The 23,860-nt window shown below is 63.5% G+C and carries 25 protein-coding genes; 12 read left to right on the forward strand and 13 right to left on the reverse strand.

Annotated features, from left to right (window positions below; all coding sequences use genetic code 11):
• Positions 1 to 126: 126 nt before the first annotated feature.
• The 3 genes from ABIB91_RS05245 to ABIB91_RS05255 all read left to right on the forward strand — a co-directional run bounded on the left by ABIB91_RS05245 (position 127) and on the right by ABIB91_RS05255 (position 3,048).
• Positions 127 to 330 carry a hypothetical protein gene (locus tag ABIB91_RS05245; RefSeq protein ID WP_007599763.1) on the forward strand — a complete coding sequence of 68 codons (204 nt, stop codon included), beginning with the start codon at positions 127 to 129 and terminating at the stop codon, positions 328 to 330.
• Positions 331 to 596: 266 nt separating this feature from the next.
• Positions 597 to 2,111, forward strand: a complete 1,515-nt coding sequence (locus ABIB91_RS05250) for a metallophosphoesterase family protein (RefSeq protein ID WP_354159466.1) — start codon at positions 597 to 599, stop codon at positions 2,109 to 2,111.
• Between the two features lie 94 nt (positions 2,112 to 2,205).
• On the forward strand, positions 2,206 to 3,048 hold the full coding sequence (locus ABIB91_RS05255) for a tetratricopeptide repeat protein (protein ID WP_354159464.1): 843 nt from the start codon (positions 2,206 to 2,208) through the stop codon (positions 3,046 to 3,048).
• Positions 3,049 to 3,108: 60 nt separating this feature from the next.
• Here the strand turns inward: ABIB91_RS05255 and ABIB91_RS05260 are convergent, their stop codons facing one another.
• The 10 genes from ABIB91_RS05260 to ABIB91_RS05305 form a co-directional block, all read right to left on the reverse strand.
• Entirely contained in the window at positions 3,109 to 4,083 is a 975-nt protein-coding gene (locus ABIB91_RS05260; RefSeq protein WP_007599767.1) for a type II secretion system F family protein, read from the reverse strand.
• Positions 4,084 to 4,092: 9 nt separating this feature from the next.
• Positions 4,093 to 5,070, reverse strand: a complete 978-nt coding sequence (locus ABIB91_RS05265; RefSeq protein WP_219682907.1) for a type II secretion system F family protein — start codon at positions 5,068 to 5,070, stop codon at positions 4,093 to 4,095.
• 16 nt (positions 5,071 to 5,086) lie between these two features.
• Entirely contained in the window at positions 5,087 to 6,547 is a 1,461-nt protein-coding gene (locus ABIB91_RS05270) for a TadA family conjugal transfer-associated ATPase (protein ID WP_354159461.1), read from the reverse strand.
• A gap of 21 nt (positions 6,548 to 6,568) precedes the next feature.
• Positions 6,569 to 7,837, reverse strand: a complete 1,269-nt coding sequence (locus ABIB91_RS05275; RefSeq protein ID WP_354159459.1) for a CpaE/TadZ family protein — start codon at positions 7,835 to 7,837, stop codon at positions 6,569 to 6,571.
• Entirely contained in the window at positions 7,834 to 8,571 is a 738-nt protein-coding gene (locus ABIB91_RS05280; protein ID WP_354159457.1) for a CpaD family pilus assembly protein, read from the reverse strand. Before ABIB91_RS05280 ends, ABIB91_RS05275 begins: the two co-directional genes overlap by 4 nt.
• A 17-nt stretch (positions 8,572 to 8,588) precedes the next feature.
• Complete coding sequence (locus tag ABIB91_RS05285) at positions 8,589 to 10,064, reverse strand: type II and III secretion system protein family protein (RefSeq protein WP_354159979.1); 1,476 nt, start codon at positions 10,062 to 10,064, stop codon at positions 8,589 to 8,591.
• 11 nt (positions 10,065 to 10,075) lie between these two features.
• Entirely contained in the window at positions 10,076 to 10,873 is a 798-nt protein-coding gene (gene cpaB / locus ABIB91_RS05290; protein WP_219682905.1) for a Flp pilus assembly protein CpaB, read from the reverse strand.
• 127 nt (positions 10,874 to 11,000) lie between these two features.
• On the reverse strand, positions 11,001 to 11,525 hold the full coding sequence (locus tag ABIB91_RS05295) for an A24 family peptidase (protein ID WP_007599781.1): 525 nt from the start codon (positions 11,523 to 11,525) through the stop codon (positions 11,001 to 11,003).
• Positions 11,526 to 11,646: 121 nt separating this feature from the next.
• Positions 11,647 to 11,787 (reverse strand): hypothetical protein, encoded by a 141-nt coding sequence (locus ABIB91_RS05300; protein ID WP_198288341.1) that lies wholly within the window; start codon positions 11,785 to 11,787, stop codon positions 11,647 to 11,649.
• 72 nt (positions 11,788 to 11,859) lie between these two features.
• Positions 11,860 to 12,024, reverse strand: a complete 165-nt coding sequence (locus ABIB91_RS05305; RefSeq protein ID WP_007599783.1) for a Flp family type IVb pilin — start codon at positions 12,022 to 12,024, stop codon at positions 11,860 to 11,862.
• Positions 12,025 to 12,285: 261 nt separating this feature from the next.
• On the opposite strand from ABIB91_RS05305, the gene ABIB91_RS05310 reads away from it, so the two are divergent.
• The 4 genes from ABIB91_RS05310 (at position 12,286) to ABIB91_RS05325 (ending at position 15,276) form a co-directional block, all read left to right on the forward strand.
• Positions 12,286 to 13,113 carry a sterol desaturase family protein gene (locus ABIB91_RS05310; protein ID WP_354159455.1) on the forward strand — a complete coding sequence of 276 codons (828 nt, stop codon included), beginning with the start codon at positions 12,286 to 12,288 and terminating at the stop codon, positions 13,111 to 13,113.
• Positions 13,114 to 13,266: 153 nt separating this feature from the next.
• A complete protein-coding gene (locus tag ABIB91_RS05315) occupies positions 13,267 to 13,764 on the forward strand; it encodes a pilus assembly protein N-terminal domain-containing protein (RefSeq protein WP_007599785.1) in 498 nt (165 codons plus the stop codon).
• A gap of 286 nt (positions 13,765 to 14,050) precedes the next feature.
• Entirely contained in the window at positions 14,051 to 14,623 is a 573-nt protein-coding gene (locus ABIB91_RS05320; protein ID WP_007599786.1) for a TadE/TadG family type IV pilus assembly protein, read from the forward strand.
• A 23-nt stretch (positions 14,624 to 14,646) separates the two neighbouring features.
• Complete coding sequence (locus tag ABIB91_RS05325) at positions 14,647 to 15,276, forward strand: TadE/TadG family type IV pilus assembly protein (protein ID WP_354159452.1); 630 nt, start codon at positions 14,647 to 14,649, stop codon at positions 15,274 to 15,276.
• A 77-nt stretch (positions 15,277 to 15,353) separates the two neighbouring features.
• Here the strand turns inward: ABIB91_RS05325 and ABIB91_RS05330 are convergent, their stop codons facing one another.
• The 3 genes from ABIB91_RS05330 to ABIB91_RS05340 all read right to left on the reverse strand — a co-directional run bounded on the left by ABIB91_RS05330 (position 15,354) and on the right by ABIB91_RS05340 (position 17,724).
• On the reverse strand, positions 15,354 to 15,566 hold the full coding sequence (locus ABIB91_RS05330) for a cold-shock protein (protein ID WP_007599788.1): 213 nt from the start codon (positions 15,564 to 15,566) through the stop codon (positions 15,354 to 15,356).
• 266 nt (positions 15,567 to 15,832) lie between these two features.
• Entirely contained in the window at positions 15,833 to 16,120 is a 288-nt protein-coding gene (infA, locus tag ABIB91_RS05335) for a translation initiation factor IF-1 (RefSeq protein ID WP_007599789.1), read from the reverse strand.
• A gap of 23 nt (positions 16,121 to 16,143) precedes the next feature.
• Positions 16,144 to 17,724, reverse strand: a complete 1,581-nt coding sequence (locus ABIB91_RS05340; RefSeq protein ID WP_354159450.1) for a DEAD/DEAH box helicase — start codon at positions 17,722 to 17,724, stop codon at positions 16,144 to 16,146.
• A 479-nt stretch (positions 17,725 to 18,203) separates the two neighbouring features.
• On the opposite strand from ABIB91_RS05340, the gene urtA reads away from it, so the two are divergent.
• The 5 genes from urtA to urtE all read left to right on the forward strand — a co-directional run bounded on the left by urtA (position 18,204) and on the right by urtE (position 23,850).
• A complete protein-coding gene (urtA, locus tag ABIB91_RS05345; protein ID WP_007599797.1) occupies positions 18,204 to 19,526 on the forward strand; it encodes an urea ABC transporter substrate-binding protein in 1,323 nt (440 codons plus the stop codon).
• Positions 19,527 to 19,610: 84 nt separating this feature from the next.
• On the forward strand, positions 19,611 to 21,218 hold the full coding sequence (gene urtB / locus ABIB91_RS05350; protein WP_007599798.1) for an urea ABC transporter permease subunit UrtB: 1,608 nt from the start codon (positions 19,611 to 19,613) through the stop codon (positions 21,216 to 21,218).
• Entirely contained in the window at positions 21,215 to 22,393 is a 1,179-nt protein-coding gene (gene urtC / locus ABIB91_RS05355) for an urea ABC transporter permease subunit UrtC (RefSeq protein WP_007599799.1), read from the forward strand. Before urtB ends, urtC begins: the two co-directional genes overlap by 4 nt.
• Positions 22,390 to 23,151, forward strand: a complete 762-nt coding sequence (gene urtD, locus ABIB91_RS05360; protein ID WP_354159447.1) for an urea ABC transporter ATP-binding protein UrtD — start codon at positions 22,390 to 22,392, stop codon at positions 23,149 to 23,151. Before urtC ends, urtD begins: the two co-directional genes overlap by 4 nt.
• Before the next feature lie 3 nt (positions 23,152 to 23,154).
• The gene (urtE, locus tag ABIB91_RS05365; RefSeq protein ID WP_007599806.1) at positions 23,155 to 23,850 is read left to right on the forward strand and encodes an urea ABC transporter ATP-binding subunit UrtE; all 696 of its coding nucleotides are present in this window, start codon (positions 23,155 to 23,157) and stop codon (positions 23,848 to 23,850) included.
• Positions 23,851 to 23,860 lie beyond the last annotated feature (10 nt).

Consider the following 23,860-nt stretch of genomic DNA (forward strand, 5'->3'; position numbering starts at 1 on the left):
CAGCTTTGCTGCCACCGTTCAGCGATCCGCTACTCGCAGCAAGGGGGCCATGCTAGGTTCCGGCAACGGCCGTCGGGTGCGGAGATCTCCGGCGGCCGACGACAAAGCCGGCCGGGAGGAAATGCAATGGAATTTGTGTGGAGCGTGGTCACATTCATCGGCCAGGCGGTCGAGGCGATTTTTGGCTATGTCGAGCATCATCATTGGATATTCGCGTTCCTTGCCGGCGGTTACGCCTTCTATCTCCACGACCGCTCCGTTCACGCGCGGTTCGATGCACTGGACAAGCGCATTGACGAAATCCGCAAGCGGCTCGCCATCGAATATTGATCAAGTGTGCGAAACCATCATCGGGCGGGCCCCGTATCTCATGTCAAGATCCGCGGTTCGCGCGAGCGGCCGCGGGGCTTTACTAGCGCTGCGGTTGTGGCATTATTGGCCAATATTTTAGATTGTGTCGTGCGGGTTCTGCACGTGGCGAAAGTCATTGCTACCTGGCTCATCACGGCCTGGGTTGAAACCGGCCTGAACCTGATCGTCGAAGGCATTTCTCTCATCGTTTGCGCGGCGCGACATTCGCAAATGAGCGACGCAAAATGGATAGATCGTTCGTCATCGTACAGATTTCGGACCTGCATCTGGACGGGTCTGGTCGACTGCTTGCGACGATCGAGACGCTCAATGCCGCAATTCGCGAGAGGATGGCGGACTTCGCGGACATTCCCGATCGCATCCTGCTGATCACCGGCGATATCGTGGACGACCCGACGCCGCCTGCGCTCGACGAAGCGCTCGCAGTCATCGCGTCCTTCCGACAGACCGGGCTGTTCACCGACATCCAGGCAATCGCCGGCAATCACGACGTCAAGCGCTCGAGCCAGCGTGCAGGCCGCTACGACGTGTATGATTACCTGCATTTGCCGCGGACCTCGAAGAGCGTCTACTACCGTCAGGCCGGCCTCGATCTGGTGCTGCTGGATTCCAACCGCGCGAGCCTCACGACGCTCGCGAGCGGCAACGTCGACCAGAGCGCCTATAACGCCATGGTTTCGGATTCCGCGCGGCTGAGCGTCGAGCTCGCGGGCAGCCTCGGCTCGGGCGGCCGCGCCGATTATGCCGAGCCGGTGGAAAACCTCGTGCGCGTGCTGGCGCTGCACCATCATCCACTGCCGCAGGCGACCGGAGAAGGAAAGCGGTTTCTCGGCGTGCCCGACGAACCGCTGATGTATCTCGCCGCGCCCGCGACCTTCCTCGAAGCGGCGACATCGCTCAACGTCGATCTGGTTCTGCACGGACACCGGCATGTCGAAGGGTTGACGCGCTATTCGATTCCCGATCCGCGCGCCATGTCGAGCGAGAGCGATGAAGCATTCTGGCGCACGATCTACGTCTTGTCCTGTCCGTCATCGACCGGGCAGGCCGGTGACGACGCCGGCTTCAACGTCATCCATTTCGGCCCGATGTCCCACCCGATGTCCCATGACGGCCGCACCGAGTATCGCTTCGCGATCGCCCGCTACTCACGTCCGCGCAAGGATGGTGTCTTCAGGCCGCTCGATTCCAACCTGCCGCACGGCGTCGTCGGGCTGCCGGCCGGGCGGGATTTTTCCCGAGATCCGGCCGTCCAGTCGGGCATCGAGATCGACGCATGCACGACGCTGAAACGGGATCAGGTCGCGGCATTCGCCCGCCGGCTCCTGCTGCGCGGCGCCTTCTATGCCGATGGCGAGGCGGATTGGGCCGATTTGCTCCACGTCTATCTCGTCACCTCCCACGCCTGGGCCGATCTCGAGAGCAAGTTATCGAGATCCGCACGCAAGCATGACGTCGAGGCCGCGGCCGCGGTGACATCGCTACTGCGTCGGTTGATCGAGCAATCCGCAAATGTGCTCGGCATCGACGATTTTCAGCTCGACGAGCTCCGAGCGAGGCGCCTGGTCAATCGTGACGATCTTCGGCGCGAATTGCCGAGGGTGGCACGCCCGGGCATCGATCTCGAGATCGAGACGCGGCAACGATTGCAATTGCTGCGGGACCTGAACGAGCAGGCAAAGGCGCTCGGTCTCGATCCGGGTCTCGGCGGCAAGGTCCTGCCGCAGGCGCCCCAGTGAGGGACGCGGGTCCGGGGAATTAACCGGCCGTTAGGGTTAACAGTCTATTGCTGGCGCGTTCGGCTCGATCAATCGGCTCGAGAGTCAAAGCGTCATGCGTCAACGGTTCGCTCTTGAACGGTTCAGTCTTGGACGGCTCAGTCTTGCCCGGCTTTTCGCGTCCACCTCGCTGGTCGCGGCGGTGGCCATGGGCCTCGGCGGCTGCACGGCGATGTCGAAACTCTCCGACGTCACGGGCTCGGTCGGGCCGCGAGCGGAAGCCGCTCCCACCGATCCCGCGCGTGCTGCCGAAGTCTATGGCGAGCGCTATCGTGCCAATCCCAAAGACGCCGATGCGGCGCTCGCCTACGGTCAGGCCTTGCGCGCCAACGGCCAGCACGCCCAGGCCGCCGCCGTGCTCGAGCAGGCGACCATCGCCAATCCCGGCAACAAGGCGCTGATGGCCCAATACGGCCGCGCGCTCTCCGACAACGGCAATTTCCAGCAAGCCTTCGACGTGTTGTCGAAGGCGCATTCGCCCGATAACCCGGATTGGCGCCTGCTCTCGGTACAGGGGACCGCGCTCGATCAGATGGGCCGTCACGAGGAAGCGCGCTCCTATTATGCGAGCGCGCTCAAGATCGCGCCTGGCGATCCCGGTGTGCTCTCCAATCTCGGCCTGTCCTATATGTTGTCGAGAGACCTGCCGAAGGCCGAAGACGCCCTGCGGCAAGCCTATGCCTCGCCGCGCGCAAACGCGCGGGTGCGGCAGAATCTCGGTCTGGTCGTCGGTCTCCAGGGCCGCTTCGCCGAAGCCGAGACCATCGTGAAAGCGGACCTGCCGCCGGACCAGGCCGCGGCCAACGTCGCCTATCTCAAGGAAATGCTGACCCGCAACGACGTCCGGCGTGGTGCGCCGAAGCGGATTCCGGTCGCCTCGCTCGGCCAGTCCGACTGATCAGAAGTGATCTTCCGATCTTGAAGGCGCCCGCGGACCGTGCGCGGTCCGCGTCTAACGTCATTGCATCTCGGTGACCTTGATCCCCGTCGGCCCGAGGATGACGACGAACAGCACCGGCAGGAAGAACAGAATCATCGGTACCGTCAGCTTCGGCGGCAGTGCTGCGGCCTTTTTCTCGGCTTCGTTCATGCGCATGTCGCGATTTTCCTGCGCCATCACCCGCAAGGATTGACCGAGCGGGGTGCCGTAACGCTCGGCCTGCTGGAGCGCGAGACATACCGACTTGACGCCCTCGAGCCCGGTGCGCCGCGCGAGGTTCTCGTAGGCGACCTTGCGATCCTGCAAATAGGATAGCTCGGCCGTGGTCAGGGTGAACTCCTCGGACAGCGCGATCGACTGGCTCACGATTTCGACCGCGACCTTCCGGAACGCCATCTCGACCGACATGCCGGATTCGATGCAGATCAGGAGCAGGTCGAGCGCATCGGGAAAGGCGCGCTTGATAGAGAGCTGGCGCTTGGAGATCGCGTTCCTGAGGAACAGCATTGGCGCCTGAAGTCCGAGATAGGCCGCACCGACGCAGATGCCGATCTTGATCGGCAACGACTGCTGCATGTGCGCGATCAGGAACACGTAGATGACCGAACCGACGAATAGCACGATCGGGGCAACCAGGCGGGCGAACAGGAAGGTGATGTAGGGCGCCTGGCCTCGATAGCCCGCCATGATGAGCTTGTCCCGCGCAGCTTCCTGCGCGAGCCATTTGGTCAGGTTGAAGTCGTCGACGACCTTCGAGACGAGCTGCTTCGGCGTCTGTCGCAGCGAGACTTTTTCACTCTTGTGGAGGCGCTCGCGCTCGCGCTGCCGGATGCGCTCACGTTCGTTCGCAACCGCCTTCATGCGCTTGGAAAGGCCCTCGCCGGCGAACAGCGGCATCACCAGCGTATAGACGGTGGCGCTGGCGGCGATGGCCGCCAGCAGCATCGTCATGAAGTGAACGTCGTGAAGTTTCGCAACGAGGAACTCTACCATAAGGCACCATCAGAAGTCGAAATTGATCATCTTCTTCATCACCATGATGCCGATCGACATCCAGACGACGCAGCCGACCAGCATGAGCTGGCCGGTGGGATGAGTCCAAAGCATCGAGATGTATCCCGGCGTCGTGAGGTAGACGAGAAACATCACGATCGGCGGCAGCGAGCCGATGATGCCGGCCGAGGCCTTGGCTTCCATCGACATCGCCTGGATCTTCTCTTTCATCTTCTTGCGGTCGCGTAGCACCTTGGAGAGGTTGCCGAGCGCTTCGGAGAGGTTGCCGCCCGATTTCTGCTGGATCGAGATGACGATGCCGAAGAAATTGGCCTCGGGCAGCGGCATGCGATCGTAGAGTCGCGTGCAGGCCTCGCCGAGCGGCATGCCGATCGCCTGCGTCTCGATGATGGACAGAAACTCGGAGCGTAGCGGCTCTGGCGCGTCGGCGGCGACCACCTTGATCGATTCGAACAGCGGCAGGCCCGCCTTGATGCCGCGGACGATGACGTCGACGGCATCGGGCAAGGCGGCCAGGAACTTGTTTTCGCGGCGCTTCTTCAGGAAGCCGAGCGCCCAGCGGGGCAGACCGAGCCCTCCGGCAAAAGCGAAGCCGGCGGCACCGAGCAGGCCGCCGCCGATGAACAAGGCGACTGCGAACAGCACGCCCGCCACGACGGCGGATGCGATCCAGAATTTCTGCGGCGTCCAGTCGAGGCCGGCCTGCGACAGGCGAACACTGAGCGATACGCTCTTCTCCTGCTGGCGCCGCGCCTCGAGATCCTTGAGCGAGGTTTCGACCTGCTCGCGGCGCGAGCGCTGCGTCTTCTCGGCGGCGCGGGCCGTGGGCGCCTCGGCGCGCGAGATCGAGGCGCGGCGGCTCTCGGCCTTCCGTTCCCCGGACAGCATCGGATAAAGGAAGACCCAGGCCAGGCCGCCGACGGTCGCGGTGGCAAGGAAGGCGAGGGCAAGGACTTGCATGTTCATGGCTGTGCTGACCTGCTCACGTCGGCGGCGCCACTTCCGCGGCGTCGAGCGCCGCGGCAAGGCGCTTCTCTTCGCCGTAATAGCGGGCGCGTTCCCAGAATTTCGGGCGGCCGATTCCGGTCGACCGGTGCCGGCCAATGATCTTGCCGTTGGCGTCCTCGCCGACCATGTCGTAGAGGAAGACGTCCTGGGTGATGATGGTGTCGCCTTCCATGCCCATCACTTCGGTGATGTGGGTAATGCGGCGCGAACCGTCGCGCAGCCGCGCTGCCTGGACGATGACGTCGATCGAGGCGCAGATCATCTCGCGGATGGTGCGTGAAGGCAGGGAGAAGCCGCCCATCGTGATCATGGATTCGCAGCGCGATAGCGCCTCGCGCGGATTGTTGGCGTGCAGCGTGCCCATCGAGCCGTCATGGCCGGTGTTCATGGCCTGGAGCAGGTCGAACGCCTCGGGTCCGCGGACTTCGCCGACGATGATGCGCTCGGGACGCATACGCAAGCAGTTGCGCACCAGTTCGCGCATGGTGACCTGGCCTTCGCCCTCGATGTTGGGCGGGCGGGTTTCCAGTCGCACTACGTGCGGCTGCTGGAGCTGGAGTTCGGCGGCGTCTTCGCAGGTGATGACGCGCTCGTCGTGCTCGATGTAGTTGGTCAGGCAGTTGAGCAACGTGGTCTTGCCCGAGCCGGTACCGCCGGAGATCAGCACGTTGCAGCGGACGCGGCCGATGATCTGGAGGATTTCCGCGCCTTCCGGCGAGATTGCGCCGAACTTGACGAGCTGATCGAGCGTCAGCTTGTCCTTCTTGAACTTGCGGATGGTGAGCGTGGGGCCGTCGATCGACAGCGGGGGCACGATGGCGTTGACGCGGGAGCCGTCGGCCAGGCGCGCGTCGCAGATCGGCGAGGATTCGTCGACGCGCCGGCCGACCTGGCTGACGATACGCTGGCAGATGTTGAGGAGCTGCTGATTGTCGCGGAAGCGGATACCGGTGCGTTGGATCTTGCCGGCGACCTCGATGTAGACGGTGTCGGCGCCGTTGACCATGATGTCGGCGATGTCGTCGCGCGACAACAGCGGCTCCAGCGGACCGTAGCCGAGGACGTCGTTGCAGATGTCGTCGAGCAGCTCTTCCTGCTCGGCGATCGACATCACGATGTTCTTGATCGCGATGATCTCGTTGACGATGTCCCGGATTTCCTCGCGCGCGGACTCCGAATCGAGCTTGGCGAGCTGGGCGAGGTCGATGGCTTCGATCAGCGCGCCGAAGATGGTCGCCTTGACCTCGTAATAATTGTCCGAGCGGCGGGCTTCCATGGTCGGCGCAGGCTTCGCCGGGGCGAGCGGCGGCGACGAGACTGTCGGCTGCGGCAAGCGCGACACGGCGGGCGCCGGAGCCTGGGCAGGCTCTGGCGACACGGCACCGGGCTTCGGGGCCCGGGCGTCGGCGTCTGTTCCGCTACGCTTACCGAACACTTAAAAACTCCATGCGGCGACCTATTTTCCCCGCAACTTGTCAATCAGGGGTGAAAGCAGGGACGATTTTTGCTTCTTCGTTTCGCTGCGGCCGGTCAGGCGCTGGGCGATCTGAAGGAACATCTCGATCGACTTATGGTTGGCCGAGATTTCCGCGATCATCTGGCCGTTATTGGCCGCCGAGCCGAAGATCTGCGGCTCGAACGGGATCGAGACGACGGGCTGGCTCTCGATCGCCTTGGCGAACTCCGCCGCGGCGATTTCGGGCCGTTTCGGCACGCCGACCTGGTTCAGGCAGTAGAGCGGCGGCCGGTCGTTGGGGCGCGCGGCTTTCAGGAGGTCGAACATGTTCTTGGTGTTGCGCAAATTGGCGAGGTCGGGCGCCGCCACGATCAGGATGTCGTCCGCTCCGATCAGGGCGCGTTTGGTCCAGCCCGACCATTGGTGCGGAACGTCGAGCACGATGCAGGGCATGGTGGAGCGCAGCGTGTCGAACACGGCATCGAAAGCGTCGGCGCCGAAATCATAGACCCGGTCGAGCGTCGCCGGCGCCGCCAGCAGGCTGAGGTGGTCGGTGCATTTCGACAGCAGGCGGTCGATGAAGGCGGTGTCGACGCGATCGGGCGAGAACACGGCGTCGGCAATGCCCTGCGGCGGATCCTGGTTATAGTCGAGCCCGGCCGTGCCGAAGGCGAGGTCGAGGTCGGCGACTACCGCGTCCATCGCGAGATCGCGGGCGATCGCCCAGGCGACATTGTGGGAGATAGTTGACGCGCCGACGCCGCCCTTGGCGCCAACCACCGCGATGATGCGGCCGACGGCCTTGGCTTCCGGCGCCGAGAACAGGTTGCAGATTGAGCGCACGACGTCGATCGCGCCGACCGGCGCGAGCACGTAGTCGCTGACGCCGCGGCGCACCAGCTCGCGGTAGAGCGTGACGTCGTTGATGCGGCCGATCACGACCACGCGGGTGCCGGCGTCGCAGACGGTCGCGAGATGGTCGAGCCCGCCCAGCAGGTCGTTGCGGCCGTCGCTTTCGAGCACGATCACGTTCGGCGTGGGTGCCGAGCGGTAGGCTTCCACCGCAGCCGCCATACCGCCCATCTGGATCTTCAGATGGGCCTTGCCGAGACGGCGATCTTCGCCGGCCGACTGCACGGCGGCCGCCGTTTCCACGGTCTCGCAGAAAGCCTGGACGGAAACGCGGGGCGCCGGCGCAATATGCTCCTCGACCGGCGGGAGCGATGCATCGGACTGTTCTTCTTGGGGCTGGCGAGCGTAGCTGATCATCTGCCGGTGTCGCTGAGTTTGGCCTTGTCGGCCTCGGGATAGGCGACCGCCGTCGGCATTCCCTTGCGATACTTCTCGAACGCGGCGGTCCGCCGCGGCGTGTAGGACGGCGTTTCGGGCCGCGGCTGCTCGAGATCCGACGGATTGTCGACCATCGCCGCGAGGTTGCGCTGATAGGCGCAGCCGTAATTGTAATAGTCCTTGTTCTCGAACCAGCTCTTGTTCTTCATCGAAGGGCCGACGTCTTCCGGCCACAGGCCGCAGGGGCCCGCGACCGCGGCGATCTTGGAATAGGTGAGCCGGATCGGCGGCAGGAAGCGCTTGTCTTCCGGTTGGTAAGAGCGGGCGCTGACGCCGCGCGGCGGAACGCCCGCCGCCGACAGGATCGCCTGGATTTCACGCATGGTGTCCGCGACCGGACGCGTATTGGGCGTGCCGGACGGTACGTCGATCCGGATCGCGCCGGTGCCTTCGTGCATCCAGGCCGACGCAACGCCCATCACGTCGGCGCGCTGGGCCGCAGTCAAGCCGCCGCGGGCATGGCCGACGAAGACGACGATGGAGCGATTCTGCTCCTCGATCGCGATCGGATGGCGCTGCTTGTAGTCGTCGGGAATGGAGGCTGTGACCGCTTCGTCATGCTGGCAGCCGCCAAGGGCGAGCGCCATGCCGACGAGCGCGCCGCCCAGGTGGATGGCGCGCCTGCGAATCTGGGGTGGTCTAGTGATCTTCATGAAGTCCCCGTTCCGCCTCAGTCGGTGATGAAGCCGTAGGTGCCACGGTAGTTCTTGGCCGGTTCGCTCCGGCCGGGCACGCCGTAGATGCGGTTGATGTTGCCGAGCAGTTCGGCCTGCGGATCCGCAGGCGCGGAGAAGCCATCATCCGGCCGCGACAGATCCTTTTGCGCAACTGCGCGAACGATATAGGGCGTCACGATCACGACCAGCTCGGTCGCGTTGTTGACGAAGTCGCGGCTGCGGAACAGCGTGCCGAGGACCGGGAGCTGCATCAGACCCGGCAGTCCGCTGACCGCCTGCTTGGTCTGCTGCTGGATCAGGCCGGCCATCGCCATCGCGCCGCCGGAGGGAATTTCCAGCGAGGTTTCTGCGCGGCGGGTCTTGATCGAGGGCACCGTAAGCGAGTTGACCGAGGTCGAGGTCACGGCTTGGGACAGCGTGATCGCGTTCTCGTTCGAGAGCTCAGAGACCTCGGTCATCACCCGCAGGCTGATCTTGCCCTCGGTGAGAACGACGGGGGTGAAGTTGAGCGAGATGCCGAACTTCTTGAAGCTGATTTGGGTGGTACAAACGTGCGTGGTGGGGTCGCACGCGTAGCCGGCGGGCACCGGGAATTCACCGCCGGCGATGAATGTTGCCGATTCACCGGAGATCGCGGTCAGGTTCGGTTCGGCCAGCGTCCGGATCACGCCCGCGGTTTCCATCGCTCGCAGGGTGGCCTGCACCGACGGCGCCCCGCCGAATTTGGTGGTCAGGTTGTTACTGTCGACGAGGTTATGGCCGAGAGCCGTGAACGGATTGGAGTTGCTGAAGGTGACGACCGAGGTGCCGTAGCTGAGGTTGGCGGTGAGGTCGATTCCGAGCTGCTTGATGATGCTGCGCTGCACTTCGGCGACGGTCACCTTGAGCATGACCTGGTCGCGGCCGCGGACCACGATCGAGTTCACGACCTTCTCGGGACCGCCGGCGAGGCGCGCAGCGAGGTCGTTGGCCTGCTGGGCCTCGACTGGATTCGCGGCCGAACCGGTCAGGATGATGCCGTCGCCTAGCCCGTCGACCTGGATGTCTGAGTTCGGCAGGACCTGCTTCAGCGCGGCCCGCACGCCGTTGAGGTCGCGCTTGACCGCGATGTCATAGGCCGCAATCTGCTGGCCGGCTGAATCGAAGAACACGATGTTGGTCTGGCCGATCGAGGCGCCGATGATGTAGGCGCGCTGCGCCGAGCGGACGACCGCATTGGCGATCTTGGGATCGGCGACGAGCACGTCCTTGATGTCACGCGGAAGGTCGATCACGATCGACTTGCCGATGCCGAGCGAGAGGAATCGCGCGTTCATCTGACCGTCGGCCGCAGCCTGCGCCACAGGGCGATAGTCGGCGGCGACCACAGGGGTCAGCACCGGGTTGAGCGCGAGCGCGACGGCGGCCGAAAACGACAGGGCGCGGACCACAGAGGTTCGCATCGTCGCCAAATTCGCCCTGCATTTCATGTCGACAGTCCTCATCGTGCCTTCGCCGTCGAGCTTGGGATACCGTACCGAATGATCGAAACGCCGTCGCGCTTCTGCGCGGAATCATCGAGCGTGATCTCGCTCAGCTTGACGTCGACGATGCTGCGCAACGCCAGCGACAGCGTGCCGCTCTGGCGTGCCGAGGAGAGCGTCGCAGTCTGCGCAGGATTGAGCTCGAGGGTGACGGTCTTGCCGACCACCGCGTTCTGCCCGTCCTTCTCCTTCGGCGCCTGGTCGATGGCCAGGACGCGGATATTGGCCAGGATGATCTCGGACGTGACCACATCGGGAGCGCCGCTGCTCTGGTCCGGGTTCTTGAGACGGCGCGTCAGAAGCACGTCGACGCGGTCGTTGGGGAGGATGAAGCCGCCCGCGCCGGTTTCCGGCGAGATCTCGGTCGAGATCGCCCGCATGCCGGTGGGCAGGATTGCCGCCATGAAGCCGGAGCCTTCCGCCTTGACCAGCTTCTGGTCGCGGATCGGCTCACCCTGGATGAAGGGGGATCGTGCGATCGAGCCGGTGACCTGGGTTACGCCCTCGGGGCGCTCGTTGCGGCGAATGAAGGTGGCGCTGGCGGTCGCGGACGGCCAGGTCTGCCATTGCACGTCTTCCGGCTTGACGGTCTGGCCGAGGCCGATGTCGTTCTTGGCGACCAGGACGTCGACGGTGGGAAGCTGCGCGACCGGAGCCGGAGGCGGCGCAGAATTGTCCGAGCCGCTCGCCAGATACGCGGCGACACCGCCGGCGCAGATGGCGACCGTCAGGACGACAATGCGTGCCCTATTCATACGCTTCACTTTCCACCAAACGCCGCGACGCTGACGCCGCCGTAATCGGCAGTTGACCAGCTATTCGTCAAAGCATGGTTAATGAGGCGTATCTAAATCGCCTTAACGCCGGGTTTACCCGATGCGTTCAGCGCAATGCGAGGTGAGCGAGATCGATCGCCTTCACCCATTCGGTCTCCGGGTAGACCATCAGCGCGCTCAGTGCGAGCGCGATGCCATAGGGAATGCCGCTCTCCTTGGCGTGCAGCCGCGCGAGCCAGGCTTGGCCGGCGAGCCCGTAAGGCAGCGGCCACTGCCGGAACTGGAGCAGGAGCAGCGTCAGCGCCCCGCCGAACAGCGAGGCGTAGAGCAGGAAGTTCATCAGCTGTGCGAAACCGAACCAAAGTGCGACGGAGGCCGCGACCTTGGCATCGCCGCCGCCGACCCAACCCATCGCAAAACAGGTGAAGGCCACGACCAGGACAAGCGTGCCTGAGCCGACATGGCTCAGCATCTCGTAAGGTGCCATGCCACCGGCGAGAGCGAGCGCGAAAAAGCCGGCGACCAGCGCCAGCGATACGCGGTTGGAGATCGTCATCGTGAAGAGGTCGCTTGCGGCGGCAAACGCCATCAGGGCCGGGAAGAGCAGAAGGCGCGCAAGGTCGAGGATCATGGGCTGCGTCTTGAGGCCTGGGTTCGCCGCGGAGCTGGCGTCGCCGGATTCTAGCCGGCAGTGCTAAACAAACCGAAAACGGCGGCAGCGGCTCGAGGGGTGGAACCAGCCGAAGGCGTGCTCACCAAAGGGAGGCGATGCGTGCGGCGAGCGCGACGGTCGCAAGCAGCAGGGCAAGGCAGACCCAGTAGACCGGCGAGCCGGTCTGCGTGGCCTCCGCCGCATTTGCCGCGACCGCGGCATCGGTTCTGTACTTGCTCAACGCCACTGGAACTCGCCGTCTGAAACACAAAGCCCCGGAGGCCCGGGGCTTTTGCCGTCGTTCGTCGATCGCTTACTTCAGCGAGCTGCTGATCGAGGTGAACTTGGCGTTGAGCGTGGTGCCGAGATTGTTGACGACGGTGATGATGGCCAGCGCGATGCCGGCAGCGATCAGACCGTATTCGATGGCGGTGGCGCCGGATTCATCTTTCGCGAAACGCGCAATGAGGTTCTTCATGAACAAAACTCCATCTGGGGTGGGATCGCCTCGTTCGGCGTTGTGCTTGACGCAATGACCATGAGATCCGAGCTCTTTCGGGAGAGTTAATTAGATCGGGCAAACGCGCTTGCCGCTGGCCAGAGTGAATTTCGCCTTAAGGCCGCCATCTGCAATTCGTTCCGGTTCCGAATGCGCAGCAAGCGCGGCACCGGCTTCACCGTCCCTTAAATTTAGGGGAGTACGCGTAGGTAGGACCAGCAATTCGCAAGAGAGGCGACGATGTCGAGCCTGCCCATGGAAATCGCCCTGATGCTCGGCGAGACCATCGCGAAGGTGATCCCCACGACCTTCGCGCTCGCGGTGGTCTTCACCGTGCTCGAGCATGTCTGGGCCTGCAATCCCGGCGTGCCCTGGTGGCGCAAGCGGGAGATCGTCACGGACATCTGCTACTGGTTTGTCGTTCCGGTGTTCGCACGCGTCATGCGGATCGGCCTTCTGATCGTCGGTGCGAGCTTCGTCTTCAACATCCATGATGCCGACGAGCTCATCGCCTTCTACGACAATGGCCACGGCCCGCTGGCGCTATTGCCGCTCTGGGTCCAGGCCATGCTGTTCCTGGTGCTGTCCGATTTCATGCTGTACTGGCTGCACCGGCTGTTCCACGGCGGCGGGTTCTGGAAGTACCACGCGATCCATCACTCTTCGGAGGAGATAAGCTGGATTTCTGCGGCCCGCTTCCATCCGGTCAATCTCGTGCTTGGTACGATCGCGGTCGACGTCGTGCTGCTGATGGCCGGCATTTCGCCGAACGCCATGGTCTGGCTCGCCCCGTTCACGACCTTCCATTCGGCCTTCGTGCACGCCAACCTGAACTGGACCTTCGGGCCGTTCAAACATGTGCTGGCGACGCCGGTGTTCCACCGCTGGCACCACACCTCGCTAGCAGAGGGCGGCGACACCAATTTTGCCGGCACGTTCCCGATCTGGGATGTGCTGTTCGGCACTTTCCGCATGCCCGAGGGGCAACTGCCGCAGGATTACGGCAAGGATGAAGCCACCATGCCGAAGGAAATCGGAGGGCAGCTTGCCTATCCGTTCCGCCGCTAGGTTCTCGAGGGCCGCGAAACGCCAGTCCGTTCAAACAATAGTCGGCGAGTTTGCGGAACGTTCACGAATTGAAGGCAGGTTAGCCGGGTCGGGCACCGGCTCGGCTGTTATGTGATTGCTTCTGCCGGTTTGTGACGTCCCGGGGGTAAGAGTATGCGTAAACAATTGCTGCGCCGTCGTGCGCGCGTCTGTCTTCTGGTTGCGGCCGCGGTGCTGGCATCGCCGGCTGTCGTCATTGCCGAGCCGACCGCAGATGCCATTGCCGTGAATGTCGACCAGGCCAAGCTGGTGCGGTTGCCCGGCAAGGTGGCGACCATCGTGGTCGGCAATCCCATGATCGCCGACGTCACACTCCAGCCCGGTGGCATGATCGTCGTGACCGGAAAGGGCTATGGCGCCACCAATTTCATCGCGCTCGACCGGGGCGGCGAGATCCTGGTCGATCGCCAGATCCAGGTCGAAGGTCCGAGCGATCGGCTCGTCACCGTCTATCGCGGGATCGACCGCGAGTCCTACAGCTGCATGCCGATTTGCCAGCGTCGCGTGACGCTCGGCGACAGCGACACCTACTTCAACAACACGATGAGTCAGGCCGGTTCGTTGAGCAGCACGGCCAGCGGCAATGCCGGTGCGGGCGCCAAGACGAACTGACCAAGACGAACTGAGCAAGACTAACCAAGTAAGACCAACCAGCGAGTTTGATTGGCGGGTTTGCCGGGGCAAGGATCGTCCTCGCCCGACGCACGCGCGCGAGTTTCTCTCTCCGCGTCCTCGTCTCCATGCCCCGCCCCATGCCCTCGTCTCCGTGCCCTGGGTCGTTTGCGGTTAACCCGCCGTTAACGGCCCGGGCCGCCGGGTGCGGATCGCCTGAACACTTAAACAATCAGTTTCCGCTATTGAACATGGCAGATGATTGCTGCTGCTGCTGGGGAATTTGATGCCTTCGCCTGCACCTACGAGATTCACGCTCCTCGCCACGTTGCGCCGGTTTCGCGGCAGCCGCCGCGGCTCCGCAGCCGTCGAGTTCGCGCTCGTCGCGCCGATGTTTTTCGCATTGCTGTTCGCCATCATCGAGTCGGCGTTGATGTTCTTGGCGAGCCAGGTGCTCGAGAGTGCCGCGCAGAATTCTGCACGCGTGTTGCTGACCGGGCAGGCGCAAACCGGCACGCTAACAGCCTGCGCGGTGTCCGGCGTGAGCACACCCTGCTCGCAAACGACGTTCAAGGCTTACGTCTGCAATCAGATCCCGGCGCTGTTTGATTGCACCAAGCTCTACGTCGACGTCGTGAGTACAAGCTCGTTCGGAGCGCTAAGCCTCACCAACTATGGCGATTCCTGCAGCTTCAATCCAACCGGCGTGCAGTACAGTGCCGGGGCCGCCAACCAGGTCGTCGTGGTGCGGCTGTTCTATCAGTGGCCGCTCTTCGTCACGGGCCTTGGCTTCAACATGGGCTGCAGCAACAAGCGGCTGCTGATTGCGACTGCGGCCTTCAAGAATGAACCCTTCTGAGACAGATGGATCCGAGCCCACCGATGCAGGCGATTGCAAATATCTGGAAAAATGCCAGTAGTTCCGTCCGCGACTTCGTCGCCGACAGGCGCGCGATCGCGGCGACCGAATTCGCGGTCATCGTGCCGCTGATGCTGGTGATGTTCTTCGGTACCGTCGAATTTTCATCGGCCGTGGCGATCGATCGCAAAGTTACGATGATTGCACGGACGCTGTCCGACTTGACGTCGCAGTCGATCGCGATCAACGGTCCGGCCATGCAGGACACGTTCACGGCAAGCATATCGATGATCATGCCGTATGACGCTACGCTCGTGAACGGTACGGTTGCCCAGATCTATATCGACTCAAGCAAAGTCGCCACGATTAAATGGAGCAAGTCCGCCACCATTGCGAACGGCGCGACGCAGGCCACGGTGACGGACGCGCCTCCATCTCTGGCGCCTGATACCACGGTCACCTCGATGATTCCGCCAACGCTCTTGATCGCGAAGACCTACCTCATTTACAGCGAGGCGAGTTACCTCTACACGCCTTCCGTCAAATTCGTCCTGAAGTCGGGCATCACGCTGAGCGATGTCTCCTACACGCGGCCGCGCCAGGTCACCTGCGTTCCTTACGACGGTGTACCGTCGCCGTGCCCCCTAAACTAGAAAAAAGGCCGGGCATCGCGCCCGGCCTTTTCTTTTGATTTGTTCGCTCGAGCCGATCGGGGCCGTAAGCGGTAGGCTCAACCGGCGGAACGAAGGTTGTCCGCTGCCGACTTGCCGGAACGGCGGTCGGCCACGATCTCGTAGGAGATCTTCTGACCTTCGCGCAGCGTGCCGAGGCCCGCACGTTCCACAGCGCTGATGTGGACGAACACGTCCTGGCCGCCATCGTCGGGCTGGATGAAGCCGAAGCCTTTGGTCGCGTTAAACCACTTCACGGTTCCCATGCTCATGGGGGTAGTCCCTTCTCAGATAACACAATGTCAGAGCCCGCTTGCGCGGACAGGTTAGATCGAATTTTTGGAAGGGTCGTCAGCGTGTCTGAACCGGCTGTACCGGTGGATGCTAATGTCGTCCGGCCGAAAATCGATTAGTTCATTTTATTGGAAACACAGCTCCAAAACAATGCTGACGTGCACGATTTTTTGATCCGCCGTGATGGTCACGGCGGATCAGCATGCAGGTCGGAATCTTAGGTTCGCGCTCGCGCGCCGAGCCCCTAGCGGCGGCGGAACTGGCCGCCGCGCTGTCCGGGACGCGGAGGTCCGCCCATCCCGCTCGGACGTTCGTCCTTGTGGCGGAAAATCAGCCGTCCCTTTTCGAGGTCATAGGGCGACATCTCCACCGTCACGCGGTCGCCCGCCAGAGTCTTGATGCGGTTCTTCTTCATCTTGCCGGCGGTGTAGGCGACGATCTCGTGTCCGGCGTCGAGCTGCACGCGGTAGCGCGCGTCGGGGAGGATTTCGGTGACCAGTCCTTCGAACTGGATCAGCTCTTCCTTAGCCATGAATTTCTCCAGGTCGTGGACGGCTAGTGCGAATGGGGTTTGCGGTTCGGTTGGCCGTTCGGCCGACTCTCGCGGCGCAAAAAGGCAACGCCTTGTATCCCATCAGACGCCCCGGCGCTATGCGCGGAACGCTGTTCCGGACGGCCGTTTGGCGAAGAATGCGCCTTGCCTCCGGTGTGGTCGCGACGAGGAGTCTTCGAAGCCTTCGAGCCACTGCCGGGCCGTGCGTCAGCACGCCTGGCGTCGCCATGCCGTCCCTCGCCGGGCCTTCCGTCGCCCTGCTTGGCGGCACTGTGGTGACGACCGTCAGCATGCCTTTCGTCGGCACGCCGCCCGTCGCCATGCCGTGCGCCGTGCGGACGCTGGCCTGGGCGGCTGGGCCGGCCCTGACGTTGCTGGGACGGGGGAGGACCCGCATCGCGGCGGCCGGCGTCGGTGCGGTGGTCTTCGCGCGGCAGCGTCACTTTGATCAACCGCTCGATGTCGCGGAGATAGGCAAGTTCCTCGCCGCCCGCGACCAGCGAGATCGCGGTGCCCTCGGCGCCGGCGCGCGCGGTGCGGCCGATGCGGTGCACGTAAGTCTCGGGCACGTTGGGGAGGTCGAAATTGATGACGTGGGTGATGCCGTCGACGTCGATGCCGCGAGCGGCGATATCGGTGGCGACCAGCGTGCGGATTTCACCGGTGCGGAACTGGGCTAGCGTCCGTTCGCGATGGTTCTGCGACTTGTTACCGTGGATGGCGCTGGCGGGGATTCCCGCCTTCTCGAGTGTCTTTACGACCTTGTCGGCGCCGTGCTTGGTGCGCGTGAAGACCAGGGCTCGGTTGACCGGCTCGTCCTTCAGCAGCTTGGCTAGTAAGGCCGGCTTCGCGGAGAAGTCGACCTGGATGATGCGCTGCTGGATGCGCTCCACGGTCGAGGAGACCGGGGTCACCGCGACGCGGGCGGGGTCGCGCAGCATGGCGTCGGCCAGCTCGGCGATGTCCTTCGGCATGGTGGCCGAGAAGAACAGCGTCTGCCGCTTGATCGGCAGCTTGGCAACGATTTTGCGAATGTCGTTGATGAAGCCCATGTCGAGCATGCGGTCGGCCTCGTCGAGCACGAGGAATTCGACGCTTCCAAGCTTCAGTCCGTTGCTCTGCACGAGATCGAGCAAACGGCCAGGGGTGGCGACCAGCACCTCGACGCCCTGCATCAGCGAGCGGACCTGACGGCCCATCGGCACGCCGCCGATGGCGAGTGTCGAGGACAAACGGATGTGGCGGCCATAGGCGTTGAAGCTGTCAAGGATCTGGCCGGACAGCTCGCGGGTCGGCGACAGCACCAGGACGCGGGTCGTCTTCGGCTGCGGCTTGATGCGATTCTCGAGCAGGCGGTGCAGGATCGGCAGCGCGAAGGACGCGGTCTTGCCGGTTCCGGTCTGGGCGATGCCGACGACGTCGCGGCCGGTCAGCGCGGTCGGAATCGTCTGGGCCTGGATCGGGGTGGGGGTGACGTAGTTCTCTTCGGTGAGAGCACGAGCGATGGGTTCGGCGAGGCCGAAATCCTGAAACGAAGTCAAAAGATGGGTTCTTTCCATGTCAAAAGCGGGCGCCCGGCGCATTCGGCGCGGCGCGCGCAAAAGGGTGTCGAGAGGGACACCTGCGTGTTTGGGGTGTCGGATGGCTTGATGGGATGGGGCAAGCCAGACGCCCGTAAGGGCTTAAGAACACGCGGCTCGCAACGGTCTCTGATTCGCAAGAGACCTCGCCCTCCATATGGAACATTGAGGCGGCGCTTTCAAGGCAGGCTCACCCCAAATGGCGATCGCGGTGCAGAAATAGTTATGCCGGAAATTTAGCCAGAGTGGCAAATTTGCTCAAAAAATAGCCCGCCTGCCACATTCGCATACATTCGATTTGCTCAGTGTTTAGGCGGCGCGGTCATGGCGAGGCTTTGTTTTCCGTCCATTTTAGCAACAAGGCCAATGGCTTAATTGGTGTCTAATCCATGGCACGGTTCTTGCGAATCCGTTAATCGCAGGCGGCCGTTGGGGCCGTTTCGCAGCGTTTTTCACGTCTGCGTCAGGGAGATGAGACACTCATGCATAGCAAATCCACTCACGATATAGCGGCGCCATTTAGCCGCCGTGGCGTTCTCGCCGCGACCGCCGGACTGATGCTTGGTCTGGCTTCCATTTCTGGTGCGAAAGCCGCGGACGACACCATCAAGGTCGGCGTGCTTCACTCCCTCTCCGGCACCATGGCCATCAGCGAAACCACGCTGAAGGACACCATCCTCTTCCTGATCGACGAGCAGAACAAGAAGGGCGGCGTCAACGGCAAGAAGCTCGAAGCCGTCGTCGTCGATCCCGCTTCGAACTGGCCGCTGTTCGCCGAGAAGGCGCGCGAGCTGATCACCAAGGACAAGGTCTCGGTGGTGTTCGGCTGCTGGACCTCGGTGTCGCGCAAGTCGGTGCTCCCGGTGTTCAAGGAGCTGAACAGCATCCTGTTCTACCCCGTGCAGTACGAGGGCGAGGAGAGCGAGCGCAACGTGTTCTACACCGGTGCCGCGCCGAACCAGCAGGCGATCCCCGCCGTCGACTATCTGATGAAGGACGAGAAGGTGAAGCGCTGGGTGCTCGCGGGCACCGACTACGTCTATCCCCGCACCACCAACAAGATCCTGGAAGCCTATCTGAAGTCCAAGGGTGTCGCCCAGGAAGACATCATGATCAACTACACGCCGTTCGGTCATTCCGACTGGCAGACGATCGTGGCCGACATCAAGAAGTTCGGCTCGGCCGGCAAGAAGACCGCGGTGGTCTCGACCATCAACGGCGACGCCAACGTTCCCTTCTACAAGGAGCTCGGCAACCAGGGCATCAAGGCGAAGGACATCCCGGTCGTCGCGTTCTCGGTGGGTGAGGAAGAACTCGCCGGCATCGACACCAAGCCGCTGCTCGGCCATCTCGCCGCCTGGAACTACTTCCAGTCGATCAAATCGCCGGAGAACGAGAAGTTCATCAAGGCGTGGCAGACCTACACCAAGAATCCGAAGCGCGTGACCAACGATCCGATGGAAGCGCACGTGATCGGCTTCGACATGTGGGTCAAGGCGGTCGAGAAGGTGAAGTCGACCGATCCGGACAAGGTGATCGATGCGCTCCCGGGCATCGAAGCCAAGAACCTGACCGGCGGCACCTCCAAGATGCTCCCGAACCATCACATCACCAAGCCGGTGTTCATTGGCGAAATCAAAGCCAACGGCCAGTTCGACGTGGTGTGGAAGACCCCGGGTCTTGTCGCAGGCGACGCCTGGTCGAAGGAGCTCGATGGCTCCAAGGACCTGGTCGGCGACTGGGTCGGCAAGAAGTGCGGCAACTTCAACACCAAGACCAACAAGTGCCTCGGTTCGGGCTCCTGATCCGGATCTGACGCTCCATTGCACGATCGGAGAAGGCGGCGATCCCGCCGCCTTCTCCACCCTTTTCTGCCGGGGTCTTTCACAGTGCCAGCCAATTTGTCCGCCCGCCTCTGTTCGCTCCTGCTCTCGTTGTTCCTGATCGCGTTCGCACTGCCGGCCTTGGCCGGCCCATTCGAGGATGCGGTCGCCAAATTCGCCAACGACGATTATTCCGACACGGAAGAGGCGATCGGCGTGGTCGCGGGCAGCGGCAACAAGCTGGCTTTCCCCATCATCAGCGCGCTCCAGGACGGCCGACTCATGGCCGACCCGGATAGCAAGAAGGTTTACGTCACCGGCACCGACGGCAAGTCGATCGATGCCGCGACCGGCCTGGCTGTGGCGAGCGTGCCCGACAGTGCAAGCGCGGTCCGCCTCAACAACCGCTTGCGCCGCAGCGTCGATGCCGCGATCGGCAGCCTGACGCTGCAGTCACCGGACATCGGAGCGCGGCTGCAGGCCGCGCAATCCGTCTTCAAGTCGCATGAGGAGACGTCGCTCGAAGCCGTCGATGGCGCGCTCGCCAAGGAAACCAACCGATCCGTCAAAGCTGCGCTGGGCGACGCCCGCGCGGCGATCCTGTTGTTCAAGCCTGATGCCACCGAGGTCGAGAAGCTCGAAGCCGTTGCCACCATCAAGGCGCGCGGCGACCAGGAGGCGATGGCGCTGCTTACCGGCATGGGCGACCAGCCGGCCTCGGTGACCAAGGCTGCCGCGAGCGCAATCGGCTCGATCCAGAGTTCGCTCGCGGTCTGGTCGATGGTGCAGAATGCCTGGTACGGCCTCTCGCTCGGTTCGGTGCTGCTGCTTGCTGCGATCGGGCTTGCCATCACGTTCGGCGTGATGGGCGTCATCAACATGGCCCATGGCGAGATGGTGATGATCGGGGCCTACACCACCTTCGTGGTGCAGGAGGTGATCCGCACCCGCTATCCCGGCCTGTTCGACTATTCGCTGCTGATCGCGGTGCCGCTGGCCTTCCTGGTGGCGGGCGCGCTCGGCGTCGTGATCGAGCGCAGCATCATCCGCTTTCTCTATGGCCGTCCCCTGGAGACGCTGCTGGCGACGTGGGGCTTGTCGCTGGTCCTGCAGCAGGCGGTGCGCACCATGTTCGGCCCGACCAACCGCGAGGTCGGCAACCCCTCCTGGATGAGCGGCGCGTTCGAGCTCGGCCAGATCACGATTACCTATAACCGGCTCTGGATCCTTGTCTTCACGCTCGCGGTGTTCGTCATTCTGCTCGCGATGCTGCGCTACACGGCACTCGGCCTCGAGATGCGCGCGGTGACGCAGAACCGCCGCATGGCGGCCTCGATGGGCATCGCCACTTCGCGCGTCGATGCGCTGACCTTCGGCCTCGGCTCGGGCATTGCCGGCATCGCCGGCGTGGCGCTGTCGCAGATCGACAATGTCAGCCCCAATCTCGGCCAGAGTTACATCATCGACAGCTTCATGGTCGTCGTGTTCGGAGGCGTCGGCAATCTCTGGGGCACGCTGGTCGGCGCCTTCACGCTCGGCATCGCCAACAAATTCCTGGAGCCGGTCGCCGGCGCCGTGCTCGGCAAGATCGCCATCCTCGTTCTCATCATCCTGTTCATTCAAAAGCGGCCGCGCGGCCTGTTCGCGCTCAAGGGCCGTGCGGTGGAAGCATGACCCCTCACATGCTGACGCGATCGCTGGACCGCGGCGCGACGATCTTCCTTGCGGTCGTCGTGGCCTGCGGCATCCTGATCCCGCTCTCCAACCTTCTGCTGCCCGCCGGCTCGTTCCTGCAAGTGCCGACCTATCTGGTCGCGCTCTGGGGCAAATATGTCTGCTACGCCATCCTGGCGCTCTCGATCGACCTGATCTGGGGCTATTGCGGCATCCTCTCGCTCGGCCACGGTGCTTTCTTCGCGCTCGGTGGCTACGCGATGGGCATGTACCTGATGCGGCAGATCGGCAGCCGCGGCGTCTACGGCAACCCGATCCTGCCTGACTTCATGGTGTTCCTGAACTATTCGAAGCTGCCCTGGTACTGGTACGGCTTCGACATGTTCTGGTTTGCCGCGCTGATGGTGCTGATCGTGCCGGGCCTGCTCGCCTTCTGCTTCGGCTGGCTCGCCTTCCGCTCCCGCGTCACGGGCGTGTATCTGTCGATCATCACGCAGGCGATGACCTATGCACTGCTGCTGGCCTTCTTCCGCAACGATTTCGGCTTCGGCGGCAACAACGGCATGACCGACTTCAAGGACATTTTGGGCTTCAACGTGCAGGCCGAAGGCACCCGTGCTGCGCTGTTCGCGCTGAGCTGCCTGGCGCTGATCGCCGGCTTCCTGATCTGCCGCGCCATCGTCTCGTCCAAGCTCGGCAAGGTGCTGATCGCGGTGCGCGATGCCGAATCGCGCACGCGCTTCCTCGGCTACCGCGTCGAATCCTACAAGCTGTTCGTGTTCACGGTGTCGGCCTGCATGGCAGGCGTCGCCGGCGCGCTCTATGTGCCGCAGGTCGGCATCATCAACCCGAGCGAATTCGCGCCGGGCAATTCGATCGAGGCGGTGATCTGGGTTGCGGTCGGCGGCCGCGGTACGCTGGTCGGCGCTGCGCTCGGTGCCGTCGTCGTCAATTACGCAAAGACGTTCTTCACCTCCGGCATGCTCGCGCCCTACTGGCTGTTCATGCTGGGTGCGATGTTCATTCTGGTGACGCTGCTGCTGCCCAAGGGCATCGTCGGCACTTTCAACGCCTGGTGGGACTCGTCGAAGGAAAGGCGCGACGCCGCGACCATTGCGAGCGCCGCGGCCGAAGATGGCGTCGCCGAACCCAAAATGGCGGAGGAGGCGCAATGAACGTCATGGACACCCGCGCGACCTCCGCAATGCTGTATCTCGACGGCGTGCACGTCTCGTTCGACGGCTTCCACGCCATTAACAACCTCTCGCTGACGCTCGAGCCCGGCGAGATGCGCGCCATCATCGGCCCGAACGGCGCCGGTAAGACCACGATGATGGACATCATCACCGGCAAGACCAAGCCCGACGAAGGCACCGTGCTGTTCGACGGCGTCACGGACCTGACGCGGCTTGACGAGACCCGCATCGCCGAGCTCGGCATCGGCCGCAAATTCCAGAAGCCGACCGTGTTCGAGAGCCAGACCGTGCAGGACAATTTGCTGCTCGCGCTCAGTGTCGACCACAGCGTCAAGGCTACGCTGTTCTGGCGCGGCAGCCGGGCGGAATCCGAGCAGATCGACAAGGTGCTGGAAACGATCCGCCTTACCGATGCCCGCAACCGTCTCGCCGGCAGCCTCAGCCACGGCCAGAAGCAGTGGCTCGAGATCGGCATGCTGCTGGCGCAAGATCCGAAACTACTCCTCGTCGACGAGCCGGTCGCCGGCATGACCGACGTCGAGACGCATCTCACCGCCGAGCTGCTCAAGGAAATCAACAAGACCCACACCGTGATGGTGGTCGAGCACGACATGACGTTCGTGCGCGAACTCGGCGTCAAGGTCACTTGCCTGCACGAAGGTACCGTGCTCGCCGAAGGCACCATCGACCAGGTCTCGTCCAACGAGCGGGTCATCGAAGTCTATCTGGGGCGGTGAGCGATGCTTGAGGTCAAGGACATCAACCTGTTCTACGGCGCGGCGCAGGCACTGCGCGGCGTGTCGATCGCGGCCGAGCCCGGCAAGGTGACCTGCGTGCTCGGGCGCAACGGCGTCGGCAAGACCTCGCTCTTGCGCGCCATGGTCGGGCAGTACCCGATCTCATCGGGCGCGATCGTGCTCGACGGCAACGATATTACGGGCCTGAAGCCCTATGAGCGCGCGCGCAAGGGCATCGGCTTCGTGCCGCAGGGGCGCGAGATATTCCCGCTTCTGACGGTCGAGGAGAATCTCAAGACCGGCTTCGGCCCGCTCAGGCGCGAGGACAAGCACATTCCGGACGACGTGTATTCGCTGTTCCCGGTGCTGCAATCCATGCTCGGCCGGCGCGGCGGCGATCTCTCCGGCGGCCAGCAACAACAGCTCGCGATCGGGCGTGCGCTGGTGATGCGGCCAAAGCTGCTGCTGCTCGACGAGCCGACGGAGGGCATCCAGCCCTCGATCATCAAGGATATCGGCCGCGCCATCTCGTACCTGCGCAATCTCGGCAACATCGCCATCGTGCTGGTCGAACAATATCTCGACTTTGCCTGCGAACTCGGCGACAGTTTTGCGGTGATGGATCGCGGCGCGGTGAAGTTCACCTGCGACCGCTCCAATCTCGACGCGAGCGAAATCAGCCGCCAGATGGCGCTGTAGGCCATTCTGC

The sequence above is a fragment of the Bradyrhizobium sp. JR4.3 genome (genome assembly GCF_040547695.1).
GTDB lineage: Bacteria > Pseudomonadota > Alphaproteobacteria > Rhizobiales > Xanthobacteraceae > Bradyrhizobium > Bradyrhizobium canariense.

Bases quoted from the DNA above. Each gene is read 5' to 3' on its own strand.
- ABIB91_RS05245 (WP_007599763.1), top strand. From the start codon at position 127: ATGGAATTTGTGTGGAGCGTGGTCACATTCATCGGCCAGGCGGTCGAG.
- ABIB91_RS05250 (WP_354159466.1), top strand. From the start codon at position 597: ATGGATAGATCGTTCGTCATCGTACAGATTTCGGACCTGCATCTGGAC.
- ABIB91_RS05255 (WP_354159464.1), top strand. From the start codon at position 2,206: ATGCGTCAACGGTTCGCTCTTGAACGGTTCAGTCTTGGACGGCTCAGT.
- ABIB91_RS05260 (WP_007599767.1), bottom strand. From the start codon at position 4,083: ATGGTAGAGTTCCTCGTTGCGAAACTTCACGACGTTCACTTCATGACG.
- ABIB91_RS05265 (WP_219682907.1), bottom strand. From the start codon at position 5,070: ATGAACATGCAAGTCCTTGCCCTCGCCTTCCTTGCCACCGCGACCGTC.
- ABIB91_RS05275 (WP_354159459.1), bottom strand. From the start codon at position 7,837: ATGATCAGCTACGCTCGCCAGCCCCAAGAAGAACAGTCCGATGCATCG.
- ABIB91_RS05280 (WP_354159457.1), bottom strand. From the start codon at position 8,571: ATGAAGATCACTAGACCACCCCAGATTCGCAGGCGCGCCATCCACCTG.
- ABIB91_RS05285 (WP_354159979.1), bottom strand. From the start codon at position 10,064: ATGAAATGCAGGGCGAATTTGGCGACGATGCGAACCTCTGTGGTCCGC.
- cpaB (WP_219682905.1), bottom strand. From the start codon at position 10,873: ATGAATAGGGCACGCATTGTCGTCCTGACGGTCGCCATCTGCGCCGGC.
- ABIB91_RS05295 (WP_007599781.1), bottom strand. From the start codon at position 11,525: ATGATCCTCGACCTTGCGCGCCTTCTGCTCTTCCCGGCCCTGATGGCG.
- ABIB91_RS05305 (WP_007599783.1), bottom strand. From the start codon at position 12,024: ATGAAGAACCTCATTGCGCGTTTCGCGAAAGATGAATCCGGCGCCACC.
- ABIB91_RS05310 (WP_354159455.1), top strand. From the start codon at position 12,286: ATGTCGAGCCTGCCCATGGAAATCGCCCTGATGCTCGGCGAGACCATC.
- ABIB91_RS05315 (WP_007599785.1), top strand. From the start codon at position 13,267: ATGCGTAAACAATTGCTGCGCCGTCGTGCGCGCGTCTGTCTTCTGGTT.
- ABIB91_RS05320 (WP_007599786.1), top strand. From the start codon at position 14,051: ATGCCTTCGCCTGCACCTACGAGATTCACGCTCCTCGCCACGTTGCGC.
- ABIB91_RS05325 (WP_354159452.1), top strand. From the start codon at position 14,647: ATGCAGGCGATTGCAAATATCTGGAAAAATGCCAGTAGTTCCGTCCGC.
- ABIB91_RS05330 (WP_007599788.1), bottom strand. From the start codon at position 15,566: ATGAGCATGGGAACCGTGAAGTGGTTTAACGCGACCAAAGGCTTCGGC.
- infA (WP_007599789.1), bottom strand. From the start codon at position 16,120: ATGGCTAAGGAAGAGCTGATCCAGTTCGAAGGACTGGTCACCGAAATC.
- ABIB91_RS05340 (WP_354159450.1), bottom strand. From the start codon at position 17,724: ATGCGCCGGGCGCCCGCTTTTGACATGGAAAGAACCCATCTTTTGACT.
- urtA (WP_007599797.1), top strand. From the start codon at position 18,204: ATGCATAGCAAATCCACTCACGATATAGCGGCGCCATTTAGCCGCCGT.
- urtC (WP_007599799.1), top strand. From the start codon at position 21,215: ATGACCCCTCACATGCTGACGCGATCGCTGGACCGCGGCGCGACGATC.
- urtD (WP_354159447.1), top strand. From the start codon at position 22,390: ATGAACGTCATGGACACCCGCGCGACCTCCGCAATGCTGTATCTCGAC.
- urtE (WP_007599806.1), top strand. From the start codon at position 23,155: ATGCTTGAGGTCAAGGACATCAACCTGTTCTACGGCGCGGCGCAGGCA.